The organism is Bradyrhizobium sp. Rc3b, from assembly GCF_900114915.1.
GTDB lineage: Bacteria > Pseudomonadota > Alphaproteobacteria > Rhizobiales > Xanthobacteraceae > Bradyrhizobium.
On the sequence record NZ_FOUS01000004.1, the window covers coordinates 206,673 to 225,663 of the forward strand.

Annotated in this window: 21 protein-coding genes; 6 read left to right on the forward strand and 15 right to left on the reverse strand. The window is 64.3% G+C overall.

Annotated features, from left to right (window positions below; genetic code table 11):
• Position 1 precedes the first annotated feature (1 nt).
• The 4 genes from BM190_RS10965 to BM190_RS10980 all read right to left on the reverse strand — a co-directional run bounded on the left by BM190_RS10965 (position 2) and on the right by BM190_RS10980 (position 3,975).
• Positions 2-787 carry an enoyl-CoA hydratase/isomerase family protein gene (locus BM190_RS10965; protein WP_092254285.1) on the reverse strand — a complete coding sequence of 262 codons (786 nt, stop codon included), beginning with the start codon at positions 785-787 and terminating at the stop codon, positions 2-4.
• 11 nt (positions 788-798) lie between these two features.
• Positions 799-1,905 (reverse strand): cyclic nucleotide-gated ion channel, encoded by a 1,107-nt coding sequence (locus BM190_RS10970; protein ID WP_092254287.1) that lies wholly within the window; start codon positions 1,903-1,905, stop codon positions 799-801.
• A gap of 160 nt (positions 1,906-2,065) precedes the next feature.
• Positions 2,066-2,284, reverse strand: a complete 219-nt coding sequence (locus BM190_RS10975; RefSeq protein ID WP_018321417.1) for a hypothetical protein — start codon at positions 2,282-2,284, stop codon at positions 2,066-2,068.
• Positions 2,285-2,529: 245 nt separating this feature from the next.
• The gene (locus BM190_RS10980) at positions 2,530-3,975 is read right to left on the reverse strand and encodes a TAXI family TRAP transporter solute-binding subunit (RefSeq protein WP_092254289.1); all 1,446 of its coding nucleotides are present in this window, start codon (positions 3,973-3,975) and stop codon (positions 2,530-2,532) included.
• A 404-nt stretch (positions 3,976-4,379) separates the two neighbouring features.
• Between BM190_RS10980 and BM190_RS10985 the strand changes: the two genes are divergently transcribed.
• Positions 4,380-4,727 carry a DUF3307 domain-containing protein gene (locus BM190_RS10985; protein WP_049815038.1) on the forward strand — a complete coding sequence of 116 codons (348 nt, stop codon included), beginning with the start codon at positions 4,380-4,382 and terminating at the stop codon, positions 4,725-4,727.
• A gap of 302 nt (positions 4,728-5,029) precedes the next feature.
• The gene (locus BM190_RS10990) at positions 5,030-5,428 is read left to right on the forward strand and encodes a hypothetical protein (RefSeq protein ID WP_026202549.1); all 399 of its coding nucleotides are present in this window, start codon (positions 5,030-5,032) and stop codon (positions 5,426-5,428) included.
• Here BM190_RS10990 and BM190_RS10995 read toward each other — a convergent pair.
• Positions 5,425-5,748, reverse strand: coding sequence for a YkgJ family cysteine cluster protein (locus BM190_RS10995; RefSeq protein WP_092254293.1), 324 nt, complete (start codon positions 5,746-5,748; stop codon positions 5,425-5,427). The two genes, BM190_RS10990 and BM190_RS10995, sit on opposite strands and share 4 nt — an antisense overlap.
• A gap of 18 nt (positions 5,749-5,766) precedes the next feature.
• A complete protein-coding gene (locus BM190_RS11000; protein ID WP_026202551.1) occupies positions 5,767-6,465 on the reverse strand; it encodes a helix-turn-helix transcriptional regulator in 699 nt (232 codons plus the stop codon).
• Between the two features lie 112 nt (positions 6,466-6,577).
• On the opposite strand from BM190_RS11000, the gene BM190_RS11005 reads away from it, so the two are divergent.
• Both BM190_RS11005 and BM190_RS11010 read left to right on the forward strand, forming a co-directional pair.
• A complete protein-coding gene (locus BM190_RS11005; protein WP_018321420.1) occupies positions 6,578-6,838 on the forward strand; it encodes a hypothetical protein in 261 nt (86 codons plus the stop codon).
• A gap of 38 nt (positions 6,839-6,876) precedes the next feature.
• Entirely contained in the window at positions 6,877-7,605 is a 729-nt protein-coding gene (locus tag BM190_RS11010; protein WP_092254295.1) for a glutathione S-transferase family protein, read from the forward strand.
• Between the two features lie 322 nt (positions 7,606-7,927).
• On the opposite strand, the gene BM190_RS11015 is transcribed toward BM190_RS11010, so the two are convergent.
• The 9 genes from BM190_RS11015 to BM190_RS11055 all read right to left on the reverse strand — a co-directional run bounded on the left by BM190_RS11015 (position 7,928) and on the right by BM190_RS11055 (position 16,856).
• A complete protein-coding gene (locus tag BM190_RS11015; protein ID WP_092254297.1) occupies positions 7,928-9,079 on the reverse strand; it encodes an ABC transporter substrate-binding protein in 1,152 nt (383 codons plus the stop codon).
• An 89-nt stretch (positions 9,080-9,168) separates the two neighbouring features.
• The gene (locus tag BM190_RS11020; RefSeq protein WP_018321423.1) at positions 9,169-9,588 is read right to left on the reverse strand and encodes an acyl-CoA thioesterase; all 420 of its coding nucleotides are present in this window, start codon (positions 9,586-9,588) and stop codon (positions 9,169-9,171) included.
• 12 nt (positions 9,589-9,600) lie between these two features.
• Positions 9,601-10,362, reverse strand: coding sequence for an SDR family NAD(P)-dependent oxidoreductase (locus BM190_RS11025; RefSeq protein WP_018321424.1), 762 nt, complete (start codon positions 10,360-10,362; stop codon positions 9,601-9,603).
• 27 nt (positions 10,363-10,389) lie between these two features.
• Positions 10,390-12,273: a feruloyl-CoA synthase gene (locus BM190_RS11030; protein WP_092254299.1), complete on the reverse strand. Its 1,884-nt coding sequence runs from the start codon at positions 12,271-12,273 to the stop codon at positions 10,390-10,392.
• The gene (locus BM190_RS11035; protein ID WP_092254301.1) at positions 12,270-13,079 is read right to left on the reverse strand and encodes a crotonase/enoyl-CoA hydratase family protein; all 810 of its coding nucleotides are present in this window, start codon (positions 13,077-13,079) and stop codon (positions 12,270-12,272) included. The genes BM190_RS11030 and BM190_RS11035 overlap by 4 nt, the downstream gene beginning before the upstream one ends.
• 251 nt (positions 13,080-13,330) lie before the next feature.
• Entirely contained in the window at positions 13,331-13,792 is a 462-nt protein-coding gene (locus BM190_RS11040; protein ID WP_092254303.1) for a DUF3237 domain-containing protein, read from the reverse strand.
• 11 nt (positions 13,793-13,803) lie between these two features.
• Entirely contained in the window at positions 13,804-15,123 is a 1,320-nt protein-coding gene (locus BM190_RS11045; protein WP_092254305.1) for a TRAP transporter large permease, read from the reverse strand.
• A gap of 2 nt (positions 15,124-15,125) precedes the next feature.
• The gene (locus BM190_RS11050; RefSeq protein ID WP_018321429.1) at positions 15,126-15,635 is read right to left on the reverse strand and encodes a TRAP transporter small permease; all 510 of its coding nucleotides are present in this window, start codon (positions 15,633-15,635) and stop codon (positions 15,126-15,128) included.
• Between the two features lie 204 nt (positions 15,636-15,839).
• Complete coding sequence (locus tag BM190_RS11055; protein ID WP_092254307.1) at positions 15,840-16,856, reverse strand: TRAP transporter substrate-binding protein; 1,017 nt, start codon at positions 16,854-16,856, stop codon at positions 15,840-15,842.
• 263 nt (positions 16,857-17,119) lie between these two features.
• On the opposite strand from BM190_RS11055, the gene pobA reads away from it, so the two are divergent.
• Positions 17,120-18,289, forward strand: coding sequence for a 4-hydroxybenzoate 3-monooxygenase (gene pobA / locus BM190_RS11060; protein WP_092254309.1), 1,170 nt, complete (start codon positions 17,120-17,122; stop codon positions 18,287-18,289).
• A 225-nt stretch (positions 18,290-18,514) separates the two neighbouring features.
• Positions 18,515-18,934, forward strand: coding sequence for a PaaI family thioesterase (locus BM190_RS11065; protein ID WP_091956036.1), 420 nt, complete (start codon positions 18,515-18,517; stop codon positions 18,932-18,934).
• Positions 18,935-18,991: the final 57 nt, after the last annotated feature.

Genomic DNA, 18,991 nt, shown 5'->3' on the forward strand with positions numbered 1-18,991 from the left:
TTCAAAACCTCGGCGCTCGCTTCTCCGCGAACGCCTTGATGCCTTCCTTGATCTCGTCGCCGCGCATGCTGTCGCGGTGGCGCTGGTCGGCGGCGCGGTCATCGAGCTCGCCGCGGGCGAATTCGTTGATCGCGCGCTTCATGCCGCGCATCGCCTGCGGCGCGTTGCCGGCGAGGGTTCCGGCGAGCTTGTCGACCTCCTCGTCGAGGAATTCCACCGGTACCATCGCAGTGAGATAGCCGATGCGCAGCATCTCCGGCGCGCTGATCTTCTGCGCCGTCAGGAACAGCTTCTTCGCGTTGTCGACGCCAAGCCGGGTGACGTAGCGTTTGATGCCGTTCCTGTAATAATGCAGCCCGAGCCGCGCCGCCGGCATGAACATCTCGGCGGTGTCGACGCCGATGCGGAAATCGCAGGCGAGCGCGAGGTCGGTCGAGCCGCCATAGACGCCGCCGTTGAGCCGGCAGATCGTCGGCACGCCCAGATCCTCCAGCCGGTTGACGACCACCTCAAATGCAGAGCCCGCGCTCTGCTGCTCGTTGGCGCTGACGGCGCGCTCGGCGACCGAATTGAGGTCATACCCGGCTGAGAAGGCGCGTCCGGTGCCGGTCAGCACCAGCACACGGATGGCTGGATCGGCTTCGACCAGATCGAACAGTCTGACGAGCTCGTCGAGGTCCTCGGCCTGGAGCCGGTTGAGATGCTTCGGCCGATTGAGGCGGATGGTGGCGCGGGCGCCGTCGCGTTCGAGCACGGGGCCGGTGGCTGCGTCGGTGATGTCCGACATCTTGTCTCCTTTTATCTGTTTTCGAGTGCGCGTCGTTTCGCCTCGGCGTCAATGGTCTCGGCGAGATCTGGATGTCGTGCCATCAACACGCGGAAGTCGACGAGGTCGAGCACCAGAAGCCGCGACACTTTCGTGGTCGAGACGTTGGCGCCGCGCATGTTGTTGCCGAGCAGCGCCATCTCGCCGAAGAAGGCGCCTTCGCCGAGCTGCACCTTCTTGCCGGGCAGCTCGACCTCGACCTCGCCGGCGGCGATGAAATACAGGCAGTCGCCCTGCGCGCCCTTGCGGATGATCATGGTGCGCGCCGGCAGCTCCATGGTCCGCAGCATGTGGGTGACGTCGGCAATCGCGGCGGGGCCGAGCGCCGCGAAGAACGGTACCTTGCTGACGGATTCCCAGGTCTTGAGGAAATTGTCGCGCCGCGTCTCGGCGGCAAATCCGGTCGCCAAAATACCGGTCCAGAGGCCGAACACGCCGAGGCCGGAGATCATCACCGCGGCCGCCACGATGCGGCCGAGCGGCGTAACCGGCACGACGTCGCCGTAGCCGGTGGTCGTGAGTGTGACGACGGCCCACCACAGCGCAGCGGGGACGCTGCCAAAAGTCTGCGGCTGCACGTCCCGCTCCAGGAAATATTCGGCGACGGAGGCGAGGAAGACCACCATCAGGAAGATCACGAGCACGCTGAGCAGCGGGCCCGATTCCAGCACCAGCACGCGGCGAAGCTGCCGAAGACCGGGGATGCCGGGGACCACCTTCAACACCCAGAGCACGCTGAGCAGCCAGGCCGTCTTCGGCTCGGCACCGAGGAGAAGCGCGACCGGCACCGCCAGCGCCCCTATCGCGTCGACCAGCCCGGCGGAGGAGGACATGTACAGCGAGAGCCGCCCCTGCTGCGTCATGTGGCGCAGCCGCACCAGCCATTCGAACACGAAATAGGCGAGGCAGGTCCAGAGCAGGGTGTTGATCCAGCCATGCGCCTCCTGGGCGCGCTTGTCCGACAGCAACACCATGCTGAGCACGCCGACGGTCACAGCCACATAGGCCGCCTTGGTCATGTTGCGGCCGGCCGTGGCGGCCGCGAACTGGGCCAGAGCGGAAATCAGCGGCTTGGACATGCGGGCAGGCGGCTCGGTGTTGAGACAAGTCTTCGGGTCCCGGCGGGACGCCGGCGCCAAAGTGCCCGCCTGGGCGAGGGCCGTCAACGACAGGCAGGCGGCGTGATCGGCGCTGCTGCGCCGGGCGGCCGGTCCGTGCCGCCATCGTTGGCGGAATGCCTTACCTGAAATGCGGCGGCTCGTCGTAGCCACGGCGGCTGCTGAAGAACAGCAGCACCATCAACCCGACGCCGACAATGACGGAAAACCCTGCGCCCAGTGCCAGCGCCACATAGCCTTCCGTCGGGATCGGCTCACCTTCGACCGCCATTGCGGAATAGGCGAAGTAGCCGGCCGCCGCCAGCATTCCCAGAAGGAGGATGATGAGGAGTGCACGCATGCTGCGGTCTCCGGTTGTAGTCGCGAACCAACGGTTGCAGGTGGGCTGGGTTCCAGACGGCCGGCCGTCACGATCTCCCTCTTGTGCCCCGGACGCAGCGCAGCACCGAGTGATGCGCTGCAGAGCCTGGGCCCATCCAGCAGCGCAAACTGCGGTTCCTGGGTCCCGGCTCGGCGCCGCAAACGCCTTCGGCATTGCGGCTTGTCCGGGACAAGAGATTGATGGGCGGCCCAATCGGGCGGCCGTCAGGCACTCTGGGCGGTCTTCACCACCACGACATTGCTGTCGTCGTGCTGGGCAGGGCCGCCGTCCTGCACCGTCTTCTCGGTTTCGCCGGCATGGCGTTTCAGATAGTCGCGACGCATGCCGATCTCGTCGCGGACGAATTCGTAGCCGAGCTTGAAGGTGTCGAGGCCGTCGGTGCTGATCGTGCCGTCTCTGAGCCCGATGACCGCCCCGCGTAAAATGCCCTCCAGTTCGTCCTGGAGACATTCGAGCTGATCCAGAGAGTGGGCGTGCTCGATCCGCTCGCCGATGTCGAGGATGGCGGTGGAGAGCTCGCTGGCCTTCTCCGGCGCGATCCGGGTGATCTTGGCGTAGATCGCCGCGAAGATCGAGCCGATGACGCTGAGCGCGGCGGCGCCCAGATACATCAAGTCGCTGTACTTATCCATGAACGACTTGGTGTCGTCATTGATGTAATCGGCCGCCCCCTGGTGCGCCATCACAAAGGCGTCCTTCTCGACGGAGGCCGGCTCGATCCTGCTGGCAAAGCCGTTGTCGAGGCCGAGCGCGGATTTGTTCTCGTAGATGGTGCGCGCCAGCTCGCCCGCCGTGGATGGCGACATCCTGGATTGCGCGACCAGCAGCCATTCGAGCCCGATCGTGTCGAGATCGTCATCGGGGATTTGCGGCGACGTCGACAGCGTGCCCGCCGTCAGCGTCTCGCTGGAAATGCCCGGGAGCTTGCGCGCCAGCGCCTTGGCCTCGTCGATCGTGTTGAGCGTGAAGCCGCCACGCTTGGCGACCTGCTCATAGGCTTTGTCGCGCACTGCCCTGGAGGCATGAACGATGGCGATCACCGCGCCAAAGCCGTTTGACGGCGCGAACAGCTTGTCGAGCGTCGTGCCCTGCGGCGCCATCTGGATCTTGGCCGCGTCCGGACCGTCGGGGATATCGAGGATGCTGCGGACGAAGGCGAGGGAGGATTCGTTCTCGGCGAGAACGGCGACCTTCTTTTTCTTCAGCTCGGCGATCGACTTGATCTTCTTGTTGCCGGGACCGAGCAGAAGCACGAGATCGTGCTCGAGGATCGCGAGCGTGCGCGCCCGCAGTGGCACCTTGGCGTCGGTGCGCAGCACGGCCAGATCGGCCTGCTTGCGGTCGAACTGGGCGAGCGCCTTGGCATTGTCTGCGTTGTTGACGATCTTGATCCGGAAGCGCGAGGCGTTGGTCTTAAGCACGGCAGCAAGCTTGGCCGCGAACAGCGCCTCGTCGCTGTTGGGAGCGCCGACGGCAAAGGTCAGCGTCTCCGAATTGTGCAGCATGGCACGGCCGCCCCAGACGGTGGCGAGCGACAGCAGCAGGGTCAGCACGACGTAGAGGAAGACCTGCTGCTGATTGGTCTTGATCACCTTCGGGCGCCGCGGCGGCGGCTCGATCGGGGATGTGGTGGGGCCTTCAGTACTCATGGCAGCACTCTGGCCTTATTCCCGGGTCACGGGCGGCTCGCGGACGTGATCGCGGCGGGCGCCCTGCAATTCCTAAACATCTGAAAAAAGAACGATATTCTGAACGGGCAATGATAACGCGCTGGGACCGGAAAGCAAATTTCGATCCGAGGGTAACCTTACTCGACGTGGCCGCGGCGAAAGGTCATCCTATCACCAGTTAGCCACACTTGGCGATTTTCCGGTTCCCCCCGGCTGCATTCCGCCGCGGGAGATGTCATAAATCGAAGGTCCCGGCGATTTGACCGGTCCAAGAAGAAGTTGCGCTGAACGCTCCAATTTTTCTTGTCACCTCAATGAGGGCGTCGGCTTTGTCGTTTCCACCCATGTCATCGGCGGTTCCGGTCGAAGCGCTCATTGGCTGGATGCTGCTGCTCACCTTCAAGCACATCATCGCCGATTTCGTTCTTCAGACCGCCTGGATGGCGCACGGCAAGGACCAGAAGCACGGCTGGGCCCTGCCGCTGCTGGTGCATTGCCTGATTCACCTTGCGGTTGCGCTACCGTTGATAATGATCGTCGCGCCGAAATTCTGGTTCGTCGCCTTCATCGACTTCGTGATCCACATCACCATCGACCGCGCCAAGGGGTTCGTCTCGGCCAATTTCGGCGTCGACCTTGCACATCCCTGGTTCTGGACCCTGATCGGCGTCGACCAGGCGCTGCACCATCTCACCGGCTTCGGTCTGTCCATCTTCATGGCGGCGAACTGAGGGCTGACGGCCCTCTGAGTGGGCAAGCCTTCATCGGCACTAAAGGTCGTCATGCCCGGGCTTGTCCCGGGCATCCACGTTCTTCCTGCGTCTTGGCCGTTCGTGGATGGCCGGGACAAGCCCGGCCATGACGCCGTGGAGGCGCTGCCGCCCGTTCTCCAGCCAGCGCGGTAATTCCCGGTCCCACCGCCACCTTCCGATTCGCCGCGAGCGCGCAAGCACCCCGGGTGACTACCGGGCAGCGTGGTTAACCTTTCATTAGAGAATTGCGCTGCATCTTCCGCACACGAGGGAGAACTGCAATGTTTTCAAGCCGCGATACTTTTGAAAGCGATTTCTGCCCGGTTCGCGACGAGCTCCTTGGCGAGATGTATCGCGCCAGCGAGAGTGGCCTGCCGCGGCTGGTTGAGAGTGTTTCCCCTGACGCGCGCGCCAGGCTGGCGCTGTTCTGCTATCGCCGCAGCCATCTGCACTCGCTGGCGGTCGCGATCGCAGCGAGCTGTAACGAGCGCGACCTGATCGAAAACGGCGGCCGCGTGGGCTCGACGCTCTATGCGCTGTCGCGCGAAGGCACGGCGAAATCCTCGCCGTCGCTGTCGGGCGGGCGCAAGCCGATCACGCTGTCGACCAAGCCGCTCTCGGTGCTCGCACCGCTGGACGACGAGATCGACGACGAAATCGGCGAAGCCGTTCCGGCCTAACTAGCTTCGATAGCCGGAAGCCCGAACTTCCGCCGCGCCATCGCGCATTCGGCGTCGCCCGGCATGCAGGTGCGACACACCTCCGGCCGTACCGCATAGATGCCGCACGCGGTCGCTCTTCCAATATCCCCCTGCAAGGCTGAGCAGCGGTCGCCCTCGCAACGCATGCCGGATTGGCGGTCGTTGACCAGCGCCTCCGGAATGGCGGCAAGCTCTTCGTCGCTCTCGACCGAGAAGCGCGGCCAGTTGGCCGAATAGCCGCAGCAGGCGCCGCAACTCTGGCAACAGCTCGACAGATCGACGGGGGAGCTCTCTTCCATCGTCCTCAAATGTCCTTGTCAGGTGTCTTTGGGCGGGCCCCAGACCAGGCTCTGCCGCCATCTCGCGCGCAGCACGTCGCGCCGCTCAGGATATCTCTCGTCGAGATAGTTGGCATCGACCACGCGGTCGGTGCGGAAGCTGCGGAAGTCGCCGCGTAGCTCGCACCAGGCTGCCAGCAGGCGCACGGCTTCGAGATAGCCGACCGAGATCGGCCAGATCATGCGCTCGCTGGCGCGGCCCTGCTCGTCGCGATAGCGCAGCATGATCTTCTTGCCTTCATGGATCTGGGTGCGCGTGCGCACCATGTCCAGGCGGTCCGGCTCCCTGTTCCAGCTCGGCCGTGCCCGGCTCGCGGGCTCCAGCACGAACGGACGCAGCCGCTCGGGCACGGTGTCCGCGATCTTGGCCATCAGATCCTCGGCCGCGCGCGCCAGTGCCGAATCGGCATGGCCGGCGACCCACTGTGCGCCCAGCACCGCCGCCTCGATCTCGTCGGGCGTCAGCATCAGCGGCGGAAGATCAAATCCCTTTTCCAGGATGTAGCCCATGCCGGCTTCACCGCGGATCGGCACGCGCTGGCCGATCAGCGTTGCGATGTCGCGATAGATCGTGCGCTTCGAGGTCTCGAGCTCGGCCGCGATGGCGTCCGCCGTCAGCGGCTTACGCGTGCGCCTCAGCACCTGGATGATTTGAAACAGCCGGTCGGCGCGTCTCATGACGGGTCTCTTGTTGTGGTCTTTTCAGAAAGCGGCGCGCGGCTGCTGACAGGATGTTGGCAGCAGGGGGGTTCTATACCGGGACAACACATCGACTGAAGAGGATTTGTCCATGATCATTCCGACCCATTTCGGCCCGGCTATTCCGATGTTGCGGGCGCAGGCGTGGTCCGCGTCGGCGTTCGGCCGCCTCGTTTCGCTCGATCTCATGGCCGTCGACCTCCGGTTTGCCCTCGCAAGCGTGGTGGCACGCCCGCTGATCCAGGCCGCGGACGCGCTGGTCCGCCATGTGATGGGCCGTGCCTGGCGGGGGGCCCGTTTCGCAGAAGATATCACGGCTGCTGCCACCATGGTGGCAGCAGCCCGGCACTAGGTTCCGTCAACTTTTTCGGTGGTTCAGGAGAAGCTTTCATGATCACGCTCTACGGATTTGGCACCGGCTTCGGCCTGCCGGAAATCAGCCCCTTCGTCACCAAGACGGAAGTGCAGCTCAAGATGGCGGGACTGCCCTACCGGAAGGAGCGGGCAATGCCGCCGGCCTCGCCCAAGGGCCAGCTGCCCTTCATTGACGATGGCGGCGAGGCGGTGGCCGATTCCACCTTCATTCGCGCCCATATCGAGCGCCGATACGGCTTTGATTTCGATGCCGGGCTGTCGCTGACCGACCGCGCGCAGGCCTGGGCGTTCGAACGGATGATCGAGCACCACATCTACTGGGGGCTGGTTGGCGCGCGCTGGGTCGATCCCGTCAATTTCGCCAAGGGGCCTGCGCATTTCTTCGACGGCGCGCCGGAGCACAACCGCGAGAAGCTGCGCGAGGACGCGCAATTCCGCGTCGCCGAGAACTATCTGCTCTCGGGCCTCGGCCGCCATGGTCCCGATGACGATGTCGAGCTCGCCGTGCGCTCGCTGTTCGCGCTCTCGGTGCAGCTCGGCGACAAGTCCTATCTGATGGGCAAAAAGCCCTGCGGCGTCGATGCCACCGCCTTCGGGATGCTCGCCGGCATTCTCTCGCCGTTCTTCGAATCGGCCCTGCGCGAGCGCGCCGAGGGCTTTCCGAACCTCACCGCCTATGTCGATCGCATGATGGACAATTACTATCCGGAGTTCGCCTGGACCCCGCTGCGGCAGGCGGCTTAGGGCCTGATGTGATGAATTTCCTCTCGTGCTCCGAAGGAGGTGCGTTCCCTCCCCCCTTGTGGGGGAGGGTTAGGGAGAGGGGTAGCCCAGCAAAAGGTGCTGCTTGGTGATGGTGCATGGAGGCCGGCGCACGACGGAAGGAATCCCCGTGTGGCACCCCCCTCCCTGCCCCTCCCCCACAAGGGGGGAGGGAACGGTGAGAGCGGTGTTGTTGGCCTGCGTACGATTTGATCTCCCGCTCGCGGCACTCGATCTCAAACGCCCAAACAAAAAGAGCCGGCCCATTGGGCCGGCTCTCGTCGTCTCTCAACTTTCGCCGCGCCTATTTCACCAGCGAGTACTTGCCGTTCTTCACCGTCAGCAGGATGCGCGAGCGGTCGTCGAGGCCGTAACGGTCCTTTTCGGTGAAGTTGTAGACGCCCTGGCTTGCCGCCAGTTCCTTCTCCGTCAGCAAGGCCTGGCGGATCGCTTCGCGGAATTCCGGCGTACCGGGTTTTGCGGTCTTCAGCGCGGTCGGGATGATGCGCTTGAGGATCTCAAAGGCGTCGTAGGAATGGCCAGCGAACTGGCTGCGGCTGTTCGGGCCGTACTTTGCCTCATACGCGGCGTTGAGCGCGAGACCCGGCTTCTTGGTGGCGGCTTCGTCCGGCTGGTCCTCGGGGTCCATCACCGGACCCGACGCCATCAGCACGCCCTCGGCCGCTTTGCCGGCGATGCGGATGAAGTCCATGCTGGCTGCGCCATGGGTCTGGTAGATCAGGCCCTGATAGCCGCGCTCGCGCAGCTCGGTCTGCGGCAGCGCGGCTGCGGTGCCGGACGCGCCGACCAGGACCGCGTCGGGATTGGCGGCAACGAGCTTCAGGACCTGTCCGGTCACCGACGTATCGGGACGGGCGAAGCGCTCCTCGTCGACGATGGTCATGCCCATCGGCACGGCCTGGGCTTTCAAATCGTTGAACCAGAGGTCGCCATAGGAGTCGGAATAGCCGATATAGCCGAGCGTCTTCACGCCCTTGCTCTTCATGTGCTCGTACAGCACCTTGCCCACGATCGGGATCGGCTGCGGCATCGCCACCGACCACTTCATGCGCTCGGGCGTGATCGGGAACGGTGCTAGGCCGAAATGCGGAATGCCGGCTTCATTGGCGACGTTGGAGACCGCGATCGTCGGCGGCGTCAGCGCCGAGCCCATGATGATGTCGGCCTTGGATTCGGTCACGAAGCGGCGGGCGTTGGTGGTTGCGGTGGTGGGATCGCCGCCGTCGTCGAGCACGATCACCTTCAGCGGCACGCCGCCGATTTCCTTCGGCACGAATTCCAGCGCGTTGCGCTCGGGAATGCCGAGCGCGGCGCCGGGGCCGGTCGTGGTGGTGGTGATGCCGATGGTGATTTCGCTGGTCTGGGCCAGCGCGGGCAGCGCCGGCAGGGCAAGCGTCGCCGCGGTGATGGCGGCGGTCAAGTAAAAGCGTTTCATCTATTCCTCCCTTTACGTGTTTCTTTGAAAGCAGAAATCGGGGGGTAATTCAGCCCCCTCTTTTGGCGATGCGGCGATTAGCTCCGGACTTAACTCCCCGTGAATTTGGCTACCATTTCCGCCGGGAACGGTGCCGATTTCAGCTTGTCGGGGTTAACGGGATCGCGACCGACGAGGACGCGGGTCTCAAAACCCTCGATCGCCAGCGCGTCACCCTTGTAGACGTTGTGCTTCACCTCGAAGCTCGAGCGCCTGATGCTCTCGATCTTCGTCTCGATGGTGATCCAGTCGCCATAGGTCGAGGGGATGTAGAACTTGGATCGCGTGTCGACCATGGGGATTCCCACCAGGCCGTATTTGCGGACCAGGTCCTGCTTGGAGAATCCGGCGACCTCGAACAGGGTCGAGGTCGAATCGTCGAACATCGCGAAATAGCGCGGGTAGTAGACGATGTTGGCGGGGTCGCAATCACCCCACTGGATCTGTACGTCGCGCCGGTTCACGAACATGTGTCGCGCGCCTTATTTCGGTGCCATGCGCAGCGAGCCGTCGAGGCGCACCACTTCGCCGTTCAGGTAGGAGTTCTCGACCATGTGCAGCGCGAGCGCGGCGAACTCGTCGGCGTGGCCGAGCCGGCGCGGGAAGGGGATGGCGGCGGCGAGCGAGTCCTGGGCTTCCTGCGGCAGGTTCGCGAGCAGCGGGGTCAGGAACAGGCCCGGCGCGATGGTCAGCACGCGGATGCCGAACTGCGCCAGTTCGCGCGCGATCGGCAGCGTCATGCCGACGATGCCGCCCTTGGAAGCCGAATAGGCTGATTGCCCGATCTGGCCATCATAAGCGGCAACGGAGGCCGTGTTGATGATGACGCCGCGCTCGCCGGTCGCCTGCGGCTCCAGCTTGGACATCTCGGTCGCGGCCAGGCGCAGCATGTTGAAGGTGCCGATCAGATTGACCTTGATCACCTTGTCGAAATCGGCGAGCGCCATCGGGCCGTCGCGGCCGACGACGCGCTTGGCCACGCCGATGCCGGCGCAATTGACCAGCACGCGCGGCGCGCCAAGAGCCTTGGTCGCCTGCGCGATCGCAGCTTCAGCGGAAGCGGCATCGGAGACGTCGCAGGTGATTGCCACGCCCTTGATCTCGGCGGCGACAGTCTCCGCGAGCTTGGCGTTGAGATCGCACACCGCGACCTTGGCGCCCTGCGCCGCCAGTTTTCGCGCGGTTGCAGCGCCCAGTCCCGATGCGCCGCCGGTGACGATGGCTGCCTGATCTTTCAACAACATGGCGTTCTCCTGTAGCTTATGTCCGGGTTAGCCGACCGATATCACACGGTCCGACGGATTGGCAGCGTAGAGCTCCTCGATCAATTCGGTGCGGTGCTCGAGCACGGCGCGCTGGTTGATCGAGCCCTTGTCGGTGACTTCGCCCTTGTCGATCGAGAGCGGCGCGTCCATCAGGATCGCGCGCGTGATCCGGGTCGAGGAACCCGTGGCTTGGCTGAGGAAACCGGCCAGGCGCTCGCGAAACGCCTCGCGCACCAGCCGGTCGCGTGTCGCGACGACGAGATCGTCGGTCGGCAGCGTCGGATTGATCAGCCGGCAACCGTCGAGGTCGAGCACAACCAGCGCCGAGACCTCGTCGCGATTGATGCCGGCAATAACGACGTCGCGCACCAGCGGGGCGCAGGCCGCCGTGAGGCGCGCGCGCAGCGGGCCGACGCTGACCCAGGTACCGCTGGCGAGCTTGAAGTCTTCACCGACACGGCCGTCGAAATCGAAGCCTGCGTTGAGATCATCGGGATCGGCGGGCTTGAGCGCATCCCCCATCTTGTAAAATCCCTCCTCGTCGAAGGATTTCGCGCTGATGTCGGGTTGGCGCCAGTAGCCGGGCATCACGTTCGGCCCCTTGGCGCGCACTTCCAGCTTGCCGTTGTTCGGCACCAGCTTGGCGTCGTTGCCTGACACGGGCAGACCGACATGGCCGGAGCGGCTGGTGCGCGGATTGACCGACATGAAGAACGGCGCGGTCTCGGTCGCACCGAGCCCGGTCAGCATCGGCACGCGGTAGCCCTTTTCCTTCACCGCGAGCTCGTCGAGGCTGTCCCAGATGAAGGGCGAGAGTGCCGCGCCGGAGAAGAACATCGCATGCAGCCGGTCGAAGAACTTTGCGCGCAGGCCCTGATCGTCACGCAAATAGGGCAGCAGCGATTCATAGCCCTTCGGCACGTTGAAATAGACCGTCGGAGAGATCTCCTGGAGATTGCGCACGGTCTCCTCGATGCCGCCGGGCATCGGCTTGCCGGCGTCCAGATACATCGAGCCGCCATTGTACAGCGTCAGGCCGATATTGTGGTTGCCGCCAAAGGTGTGATTCCAGGGCAGCCAGTCGATGATGACCGGCGGCTCGTCTTTCAGAAAGGCGAGCGTCTCGCGCAACATCACCTGGTTGGCGCAGATCATGCGCTGGGTGTTGATGACGGCCTTGGGATTGCCGGTCGAGCCCGACGTCAGCAGGAATTTCGCGATCGTGTCGGGGCCGATCTTGCCGTGGACCTCGTCGAGATCGCTGCGGATCGGCGTCGCCATGAGGTCGGCGAGCGTGGTGACGTCGCGGCCCGGCACCTGGCCGTAGGACGCGGCGATCTCGGTGCCGAGCGAGACGTTGGCGGCAAGCGCATCGGCGAACTTGTCGGCGTCCTCGGCGAAGACGAGGCCGGGCGTCAGCAGCTTCATCAGATAGGACAGCTTGCCGTAATCTTTCGACACCAGCGAATAGGCCGGCGACACCGGGCAGAACGGAATGCCGGCATAGAACGCGCCGAACGCGAGCAAGGCGTGGTCGATCGAATTGCCGGAGAGGATGACGACCGGCCGCTCCGCCGACAGGCCGCGCGCAATCAGGCCGGACGCAATGTGACGGCTGGCGACGAGCAACTCGGCGTAAGTGATCTTGCGCCAGCCGCGGCCGCCTTCGCGCTCGGCCATGAAGACGCGGTCCGGCGTCGTCGCCGCCCAATGATGCAGGCGATCGGTGATGCGGACCGGATAGTCGCCGAGCGGCTGCTTCGGCCTGAGGTAGATCGTGCCGTCGTCGCGGCGTTCGATGTCGACGACGGGATCGCCGAACGAAATGGGCCGCAGCGGGAAAGTGCTCGCGCCGCGCTCCATGCTGGAAGAGGACGGCTGCGCGCTCATGACTTGGGCTTTACCTTTGCGGTCTTGTGTTCGAGGAATTCGCGGATCCGGCGTTTTGCCTCTTTGTCGCTCTGCGCGACGGTCGCCATCAGCGATTCCATCAGCAGGCCGGTCTGCGGATTGGCCTCCGCGATCATCGGCAGCGCCTGGAGCACGGCGAAGTTCGTCAGCGGCGCGTTGGAGGCCACCTTGGTCGCGAGCTCCATCGCCTTGCCGAGCCCGTTGCCGGCCTCCGTGACATATTGCGCGAAGCCGTAGGAGGCGCCTTCGGTCGCGCTGTAGACGCGGCCCGTCAGCATCATGTCCATCATCCGGGCGACGCCGATCAACCGCGGCAGCCGGACCGAGCCGCCGCCGCCGACGAAGATGCCGCGCTGGCCCTCCGGAAGCGCGAAATAGGTCGAGGGCTCGGCGACGCGGATATGCGCCGAGCAGGCAAGCTCCAGCCCGCCGCCGATCACGGCGCCCTTCAGCGCCGCGATCACGGGGACGCGGCTGTATTGGATGCGGTCGAACACCCGGTGCCACATCTGGGAATGGAGCAGGCCGCCGGTCGCGTCATGCTCGGTCAGCTCGGAGAGGTCGAGGCCGCTGGAGAAATGATCGCCAATGCCGTGAATGACGACCGCGCCGATATCCGAGGGCAGGGACGCAAAACACTCGCCGATTTCCAGGATGATGCCATCGTTGAGCGCGTTGCGCTTGGCCGGCCGGTTCAGACCCACGGTCAGAACCCGGTCCGCCCTCTCGATCCGGAGTAGCCCGGAGGCACCCGCGTCAGCGGTCTCGGCGTTTCCCTGTGTCATTTGCGTCCTTGTCAGAATAGTTATGTTGTATAACGAATTTTGGGGGAGTCAAGCTTGGGCTGACGCGTGGAGTTAACCGGTTAGGGGCAAAATCCTTCCCCAAATTCGATGTCGTCCCTGCGAACGCAGGGACCCATAACCCCAGGGAGGAGTTTGGCGAAGACTTGCCGTTCGGTACTCCCACCGCCCGCAATCGATAGATTCCGCGGTATGGGTCCCTGCGTTCGCAGGGACGACAGCAGAGCGTATGGTCACATCACCTGATGCACGTCGATCACGACGCGGTCGGCGTGCCGCGCCGCTGAGCCGACGAAAATGTGCTCCATCAGCCAGCGATACTTGTCGTGCCCGGTCTCGAACCGCGGCACGGTGCGGAAATAGATCAGCTTGGGATCGACCGGTTCGCCGCGCTTGAGCTTCTGCAGCAGCTCGACCGGTCCGAAACGCATGCCCTTGTTCTCGACATAGACAATGGCGCCGTCGTCGGTCTCGAAGGCGTATTTCGCCTCCAGGTCGATCAGCTCGTTGGGTCGGATGGTCTGGAAGTCGGCGCCGAACGGCAGCACCTTGCCTGATATCGCACCCGTGACCTCACCGCCGATGATCGGGATGATGCGGCGGACACCGATGCCGGTCTCGCCGGCGGTGACGACGTCGCCGATGCGCGCGGTGATGGTGAAGACGTATTTCGTCTCGAGCGTCGGTGTCGTCATGCTTCACCCTGTCAATGCGCCATCATCCGCGTCGGCAGCCAGGTCGCGAGCAGCGGGAAGGCGATCAGGATCACGAGGCGGATCAGGTCGGTGACCACGAACGGAATCACGCCCTTGAAGATCGTGGAGAAGGAGACGTCCTTCACCACGCTCTTGATGACGAAGACGTTCATCCCGACCGGCGGGTGAATCAGGCCGAGCTCGACGGTCATGACAATGATGACGCCGAACCAGATCGGGTCGAAGCCGAGATGCGTGATCACGGGGAAGATGATCGGCACGGTGAGGATAATCATCGCCATGGCGTCCATCAGGCAGCCGAGCACGAGATACATCACCATGATCAGCGCCAGCACGCCATAGCTGCCGAGACCGAGGCCGGTGAGGAATTCGGTCACTTTCTGCGGCGTCTGCGTCACCGTGAGGAAATAGCCGAAGATCAGCGCGCCGATCAGCACCGTGAACACCGCCGCGGCGGTGCGCGTCGCCTGCAGCAGCGAGGCCAGCATCTTCTCGCGGTCGAGCCGGCCCGTCAGCACGCCGATGATGAACGCGCCGGCGGCGCCGACGCCGCCGGCTTCCGTCGGCGTGAAGCGCGGCAAATAGGGCAGGCCATAGAGGCCGCCGATCACGAACACGAACAGCAGCACCGGCGCCCAGATCTCCTTCAGGCCCGCAAAGCGCTCGCGCCACGGCGTCACCTTGCCCTTGGGCAGGAAGTCGGGGCGGAAATAACCGATCAGGAAGATCGTGATCATGTACATGCTCATCGCCAGCAGGCCCGGGATGATGCCGGCGATGAAGAGCTTTCCGATGTCCTGCTCGGTGATGATGCCGTAGACCGCGAGCACCGTGGAGGGCGGCAGCATCGCGCCCAGCGTGCCGCCGGCGGCGATCACGCCGGTGGCGAACGATTGCGGATAGCCGAAGCGGCGCATCTCCGGGTAAGCGACGGCGGAGAACGTCGCGGCGGTCGCGACAGAGGAGCCGCAGATCGCGGCAAAGCCGCCGCAGGCCCCGACGGTGGCGATGCCGAGGCCGCCGCGCAAATGTCCGACGAACCCGTTGGCGGCGCGGAACAGCTCGCGGCTCATGCCGGAATTGGACACGAACGAGCCCATCAGCAGGAACATCGGGATGACGCCGAAGGTGTAGTCGGTCACCGTGCGCATCGAGGTCTGGCCGACCAGCTTCAGGGCCGCCGTCCCGTTGACGAGATAGGCGAAGCCGGAGACGCCGACGAGGCCCATGGCCATGCCGACGGGCACGCGCAGCAGCATCAGGACAAACAGGGAGACGAAGCCGATTACGGCGACGGCATCGGTGCTCATGATTACTCCGTCGCCTTCAATTTGGGATCGTGCATGTCTTCGGGGTGGAAGATCAGGCGGTAGGTGCGGATCGCGATCAGCAGCACGGCGCAGACGTCACCGACCCAGGCGATCGCGAAGAACGGCCATGTCGGCATGTGCATGTCGAAGGTCAGGACATTGTCGTTGTAGGTGCCGCGTACCTTGTCGAACAGCGTCCAGGTCTGCACCGTCACGACGAACAGCAGCACCAGGGTTGCGAACACGTCGATCCAGCGCTGATGGCGCGGTCCGACATTGCCCCAGACGAGGTCCACGGTGATATGGGTGCCGCGATAGGAGGTCGCGGCGATGCCCCAGAAGATGAGGATGCCGAGCAACATGCGGCCGATGTCGAACGAATCGGGGATCGAATAATTCAGCGTGTTGCGCAGCAGCACCGACAGGAAGATGTCGAGCGCGACGATGCCGACGAAGCCGGCCGCGATCCATTCGATCGTGTCGATGATGCGGTCCATCCAGGAGCGCTTCATGGGGTGGTCCTGTTCAAGATGAGTGCGTTGCATCCACGACGGTGCTGGGCTCCCTCTCCCGCTTGCGGGGGAGGGGTGGGGGTGCCTCCACAGAGAGACTCCTCAAGGGGAGAGAGCCCTCACCTGGCGCGCGGGACGATGCTTCGCATCGCCCGGACGCGCCGACCTCTCCCGCAAGCGGGAGAGGCGGAGCGAGTGTGGGCCTCACTCCGCTAGCGCGTTGTACTTCTTCAGCGAGGCCTTGAGATCCGCGAGAGCGGCGTCCGGATCGGCTCCGGCCTTCTTGGCGCCCTCGGACCAGGTCTTCACCAGCGGCTCGGCGGCCTTCTTCCAGGCAGCGGTCTGCTCGGATGTCAGCTTGTAGACCTCGTGACCGGATTCCGCCTTCACCTTGTCGATGCCGGCATCCTCGAACTTGCCCCAGTGCTCGCCGACCATGCCCGCCATTTCGACCGAGCAGTTCTTGTCGATCGCGGCCTTCTGCTTGTCGGACATCGCGTTGTACTTGTCCTTGTTGATCACGAACACGAAGGTCGTGGTGTAGAGCGGCGCCTCCATGTCGTACTTGGTCACCTTGTCGATGCCGAACAGCACCAGCGACCCCCAGGGAAAGGTGACGCCGTCGGCGACGCCGCGCTCGATGATATCGCGGACCTCAGGCGCCGAGGACTGCACATTGGTGCCGCCGAGCGACGTCACGAAGTTCGCCATGGTGGCGTGCGCCGGGCGGATCTTCATGCCCTTCACATCTTCGGGCAGCACGATCTTCTTGGTCTTGGAATGGAAGGAGGAGGGTGAGTGGACGAAGGCGAGGCAGTATTTGACGTCCTTCATCTCCTTCTCGGCATATTTGCGATACCAGGCGTCCAGCCCCATCGAGCCGCCCTTGGCGTCCGAGATCAGGAACGGCAGTTCGCCGGCGCCGACGATCGGGAAGCGGCCGGGCTGGTAGCCGGGATTGACGTAGGTGACGTCGGCGATGCCGTCGCGCGCCATGTCGTAATGGTCGAACGCCTTGCCGAGTTGCTGGGCCGGAAACACTTTGCCTTTGATGGTGCCGCCGGAATCCTTCTCGACCGCGGCAGCCCAGTCTTCCAGCGACTTCTGCAGCGGATGCGAAGCCGGCACCCAGTGCGAGATCTTCAAATCGAAGGTCTTGTCCTGCGCGAAGGCAGGCGTCACGCTTGCGGCCAGCAGCAACGCCAGACAGGCTTTCCTCATCACACGTCTCTCCCTGTTTTCGACGGCGGGCTTCGATGGCCCGGTCTCGTTAATTAACATGTTATCTAATCGGCCAGCGCGTTCAAGCCGGAACTGGCGCGCACTTCGCCGCGCCGTCTGCGTCAGCCATGCTGCATGGATTTGTCGCTGCCCGGCGACGGCCCTCCCCTTTTGCCCAACCGTTATATGATATAATTATCGTGCGCGGAGCAACGCGACAAGCGAGCCACGAGCAAAGCCTACAGGATCGGAAGGAGCAAGTATTGCGGACAAAAGTCGCAATCATCGGGGCCGGACCGGCCGGATTGTTGCTTGGGCAACTGCTGCACGCATACGGCATCGACAATGTCATTCTGGAGCGGCAGAGCCCGGATTACGTGCTCGGTCGCATCCGCGCCGGTCTGCTCGAGGAGGGAACCGTCGCGCTGCTCGACCAGATCGGCGCCGGGGCGCGGGCGCATGCCGAAGGCCTGGTGCATGAAGGCATCGAGCTCGCCTTTTCCGGCCGCCGTCACCGCATTGACATGAAGGCGGCGACCGGCAAGACGGTCATGATCTACGGCCAGACCGAGGTCACGCTCGACCTGATGAATGCGCGGAAGGCCGCCGGTCTCGTCTCGGTCTATGAGGCCAGGGACGTGCAGCCGCATGATTTCGACGGCAGTCACCCGCGCGTAACCTGGGTCAAGGACGGCGTGACCCACACGCTCGATTGCGATTTCATCGCCGGCTGCGACGGCTTTCACGGCGTCAGCCGCGCCAGCGTCCCGGCCGGGGCGATTGAGGAGTTCGAGCGGGTCTATCCGTTCGGTTGGCTCGGCATCCTCTCGGAGACGCCGCCGGTCAGCCATGAGCTGATCTACTCCAACCACGCCCGCGGCTTTGCGCTTTGCACCATGCGCTCGACCAGACGCAGCCGCTACTATGTGCAGTGTTCGCTCGACGACCATGTCGACCAATGGCCGGACGAACGCTTCTGGGACGAATTGAAGCGCCGGCTCGACCAGGAGGCGGCCGACAGCCTCGTCACGGGCCCCTCGATCGAGAAGAGCATTGCGCCCCTGCGCAGCTTCGTCGCCGAGCCGATGCGCTTCGGCAAGCTGTTCCTGTGCGGTGACGCCGCCCACATCGTGCCGCCGACCGGCGCCAAGGGACTGAATCTCGCTGCCAGCGACGCACATTATCTGTCGGGCGCGCTGCGCGAATTCTACGACGAGAAATCCAGCGCCGGCATCGACGCCTATTCCACCACGGCCCTGGCGCGGGTCTGGAAGGCGGTGCGCTTCTCCTGGTGGATGACCTCGATGCTGCACAAATTCCCCGACACCGGCACCATCGGCGCGCGCATTCAGCTCGCCGAGCTCGACTACGTCACGCAGTCGCAGGCCGCGATGACGTCGCTGTCGGAGAATTATGTCGGGCTGCCGTTTTAAGACGGTGCCGTAGTGCGGGCAAAGGCGCTCTTGCGCCGTGCCCGCCACCTTCGCATAATTGCGAAAGCGCGTGGGCACGCTTCGCTTTGCCCACCCTACGGCTCGGTCATTGTGGCGCCACCCGTGTTTCAAACACGCGAGCAAATCCCGTTTAAAACTTTGTAATTGATGCAACCGTCATCGCCATCGCGTTCAATGCTGACGACACGGCAACGCGAGACAACCATGACCGCCACCGACATTCCCGCCGGCTTCGAGCCGCTCTTTCGCAAGAGCCCTCTCACCGAACCCTGGGAGCCGCTTTACTCCAAGAACACCGACAAGGCCGTCATCATCGGCCTCCGGCTGGCCAGACCCCACACCAACGGCCGCGGGCTGATCCATGGCGGCCTCATCGCGGCGCTCGCCGACAATGCCATGGGCTATAGTTGTGCGCTGGTGACCAACTGGACCACGTCGTTCGTGACGGTCTCGCTTTCGGTCGATTTTGCCGGCTCCGCCGAGATCGGCCAGTGGTGTTCGATCGAGAGCGACGTGATCAAGACCGGCAAGACGATCTGCTTTGCGCAGTGCCTTGTGAAGGCCGACGATGCCGTGATCGCGCGGGCGAGCGGCACGTTTCGGGTGGTGCCGAAGAAGGGGTGATCTCTCCGTGTCCCGGACGCGCTGCAGCGTGCAACGCTGCTGCGCAGAGCCGGGACC

Excerpts from the sequence above, each read along its gene's own strand:
- BM190_RS11050 (WP_018321429.1), bottom strand. The coding sequence starts at position 15,635 with ATGAAGCGCTCCTGGATGGACCGCATCATCGACACGATCGAATGGATC.
- BM190_RS10970 (WP_092254287.1), bottom strand. The coding sequence starts at position 1,905 with ATGTCCAAGCCGCTGATTTCCGCTCTGGCCCAGTTCGCGGCCGCCACG.
- BM190_RS11035 (WP_092254301.1), bottom strand. The coding sequence starts at position 13,079 with ATGACACAGGGAAACGCCGAGACCGCTGACGCGGGTGCCTCCGGGCTA.
- BM190_RS11015 (WP_092254297.1), bottom strand. The coding sequence starts at position 9,079 with ATGAAACGCTTTTACTTGACCGCCGCCATCACCGCGGCGACGCTTGCC.
- BM190_RS10995 (WP_092254293.1), bottom strand. The coding sequence starts at position 5,748 with ATGGAAGAGAGCTCCCCCGTCGATCTGTCGAGCTGTTGCCAGAGTTGC.
- BM190_RS11040 (WP_092254303.1), bottom strand. The coding sequence starts at position 13,792 with ATGACGACACCGACGCTCGAGACGAAATACGTCTTCACCATCACCGCG.
- BM190_RS11005 (WP_018321420.1), top strand. The coding sequence starts at position 6,578 with ATGATCATTCCGACCCATTTCGGCCCGGCTATTCCGATGTTGCGGGCG.
- BM190_RS11055 (WP_092254307.1), bottom strand. The coding sequence starts at position 16,856 with ATGAGGAAAGCCTGTCTGGCGTTGCTGCTGGCCGCAAGCGTGACGCCT.
- BM190_RS11025 (WP_018321424.1), bottom strand. The coding sequence starts at position 10,362 with ATGTTGTTGAAAGATCAGGCAGCCATCGTCACCGGCGGCGCATCGGGA.
- BM190_RS10975 (WP_018321417.1), bottom strand. The coding sequence starts at position 2,284 with ATGCGTGCACTCCTCATCATCCTCCTTCTGGGAATGCTGGCGGCGGCC.
- BM190_RS11045 (WP_092254305.1), bottom strand. The coding sequence starts at position 15,123 with ATGAGCACCGATGCCGTCGCCGTAATCGGCTTCGTCTCCCTGTTTGTC.
- BM190_RS11030 (WP_092254299.1), bottom strand. The coding sequence starts at position 12,273 with ATGAGCGCGCAGCCGTCCTCTTCCAGCATGGAGCGCGGCGCGAGCACT.
- BM190_RS11000 (WP_026202551.1), bottom strand. The coding sequence starts at position 6,465 with ATGAGACGCGCCGACCGGCTGTTTCAAATCATCCAGGTGCTGAGGCGC.
- BM190_RS10990 (WP_026202549.1), top strand. The coding sequence starts at position 5,030 with ATGTTTTCAAGCCGCGATACTTTTGAAAGCGATTTCTGCCCGGTTCGC.
- BM190_RS10985 (WP_049815038.1), top strand. The coding sequence starts at position 4,380 with ATGCTGCTGCTCACCTTCAAGCACATCATCGCCGATTTCGTTCTTCAG.
- BM190_RS11020 (WP_018321423.1), bottom strand. The coding sequence starts at position 9,588 with ATGTTCGTGAACCGGCGCGACGTACAGATCCAGTGGGGTGATTGCGAC.
- BM190_RS11010 (WP_092254295.1), top strand. The coding sequence starts at position 6,877 with ATGATCACGCTCTACGGATTTGGCACCGGCTTCGGCCTGCCGGAAATC.
- BM190_RS10965 (WP_092254285.1), bottom strand. The coding sequence starts at position 787 with ATGTCGGACATCACCGACGCAGCCACCGGCCCCGTGCTCGAACGCGAC.
- BM190_RS11065 (WP_091956036.1), top strand. The coding sequence starts at position 18,515 with ATGACCGCCACCGACATTCCCGCCGGCTTCGAGCCGCTCTTTCGCAAG.
- BM190_RS10980 (WP_092254289.1), bottom strand. The coding sequence starts at position 3,975 with ATGAGTACTGAAGGCCCCACCACATCCCCGATCGAGCCGCCGCCGCGG.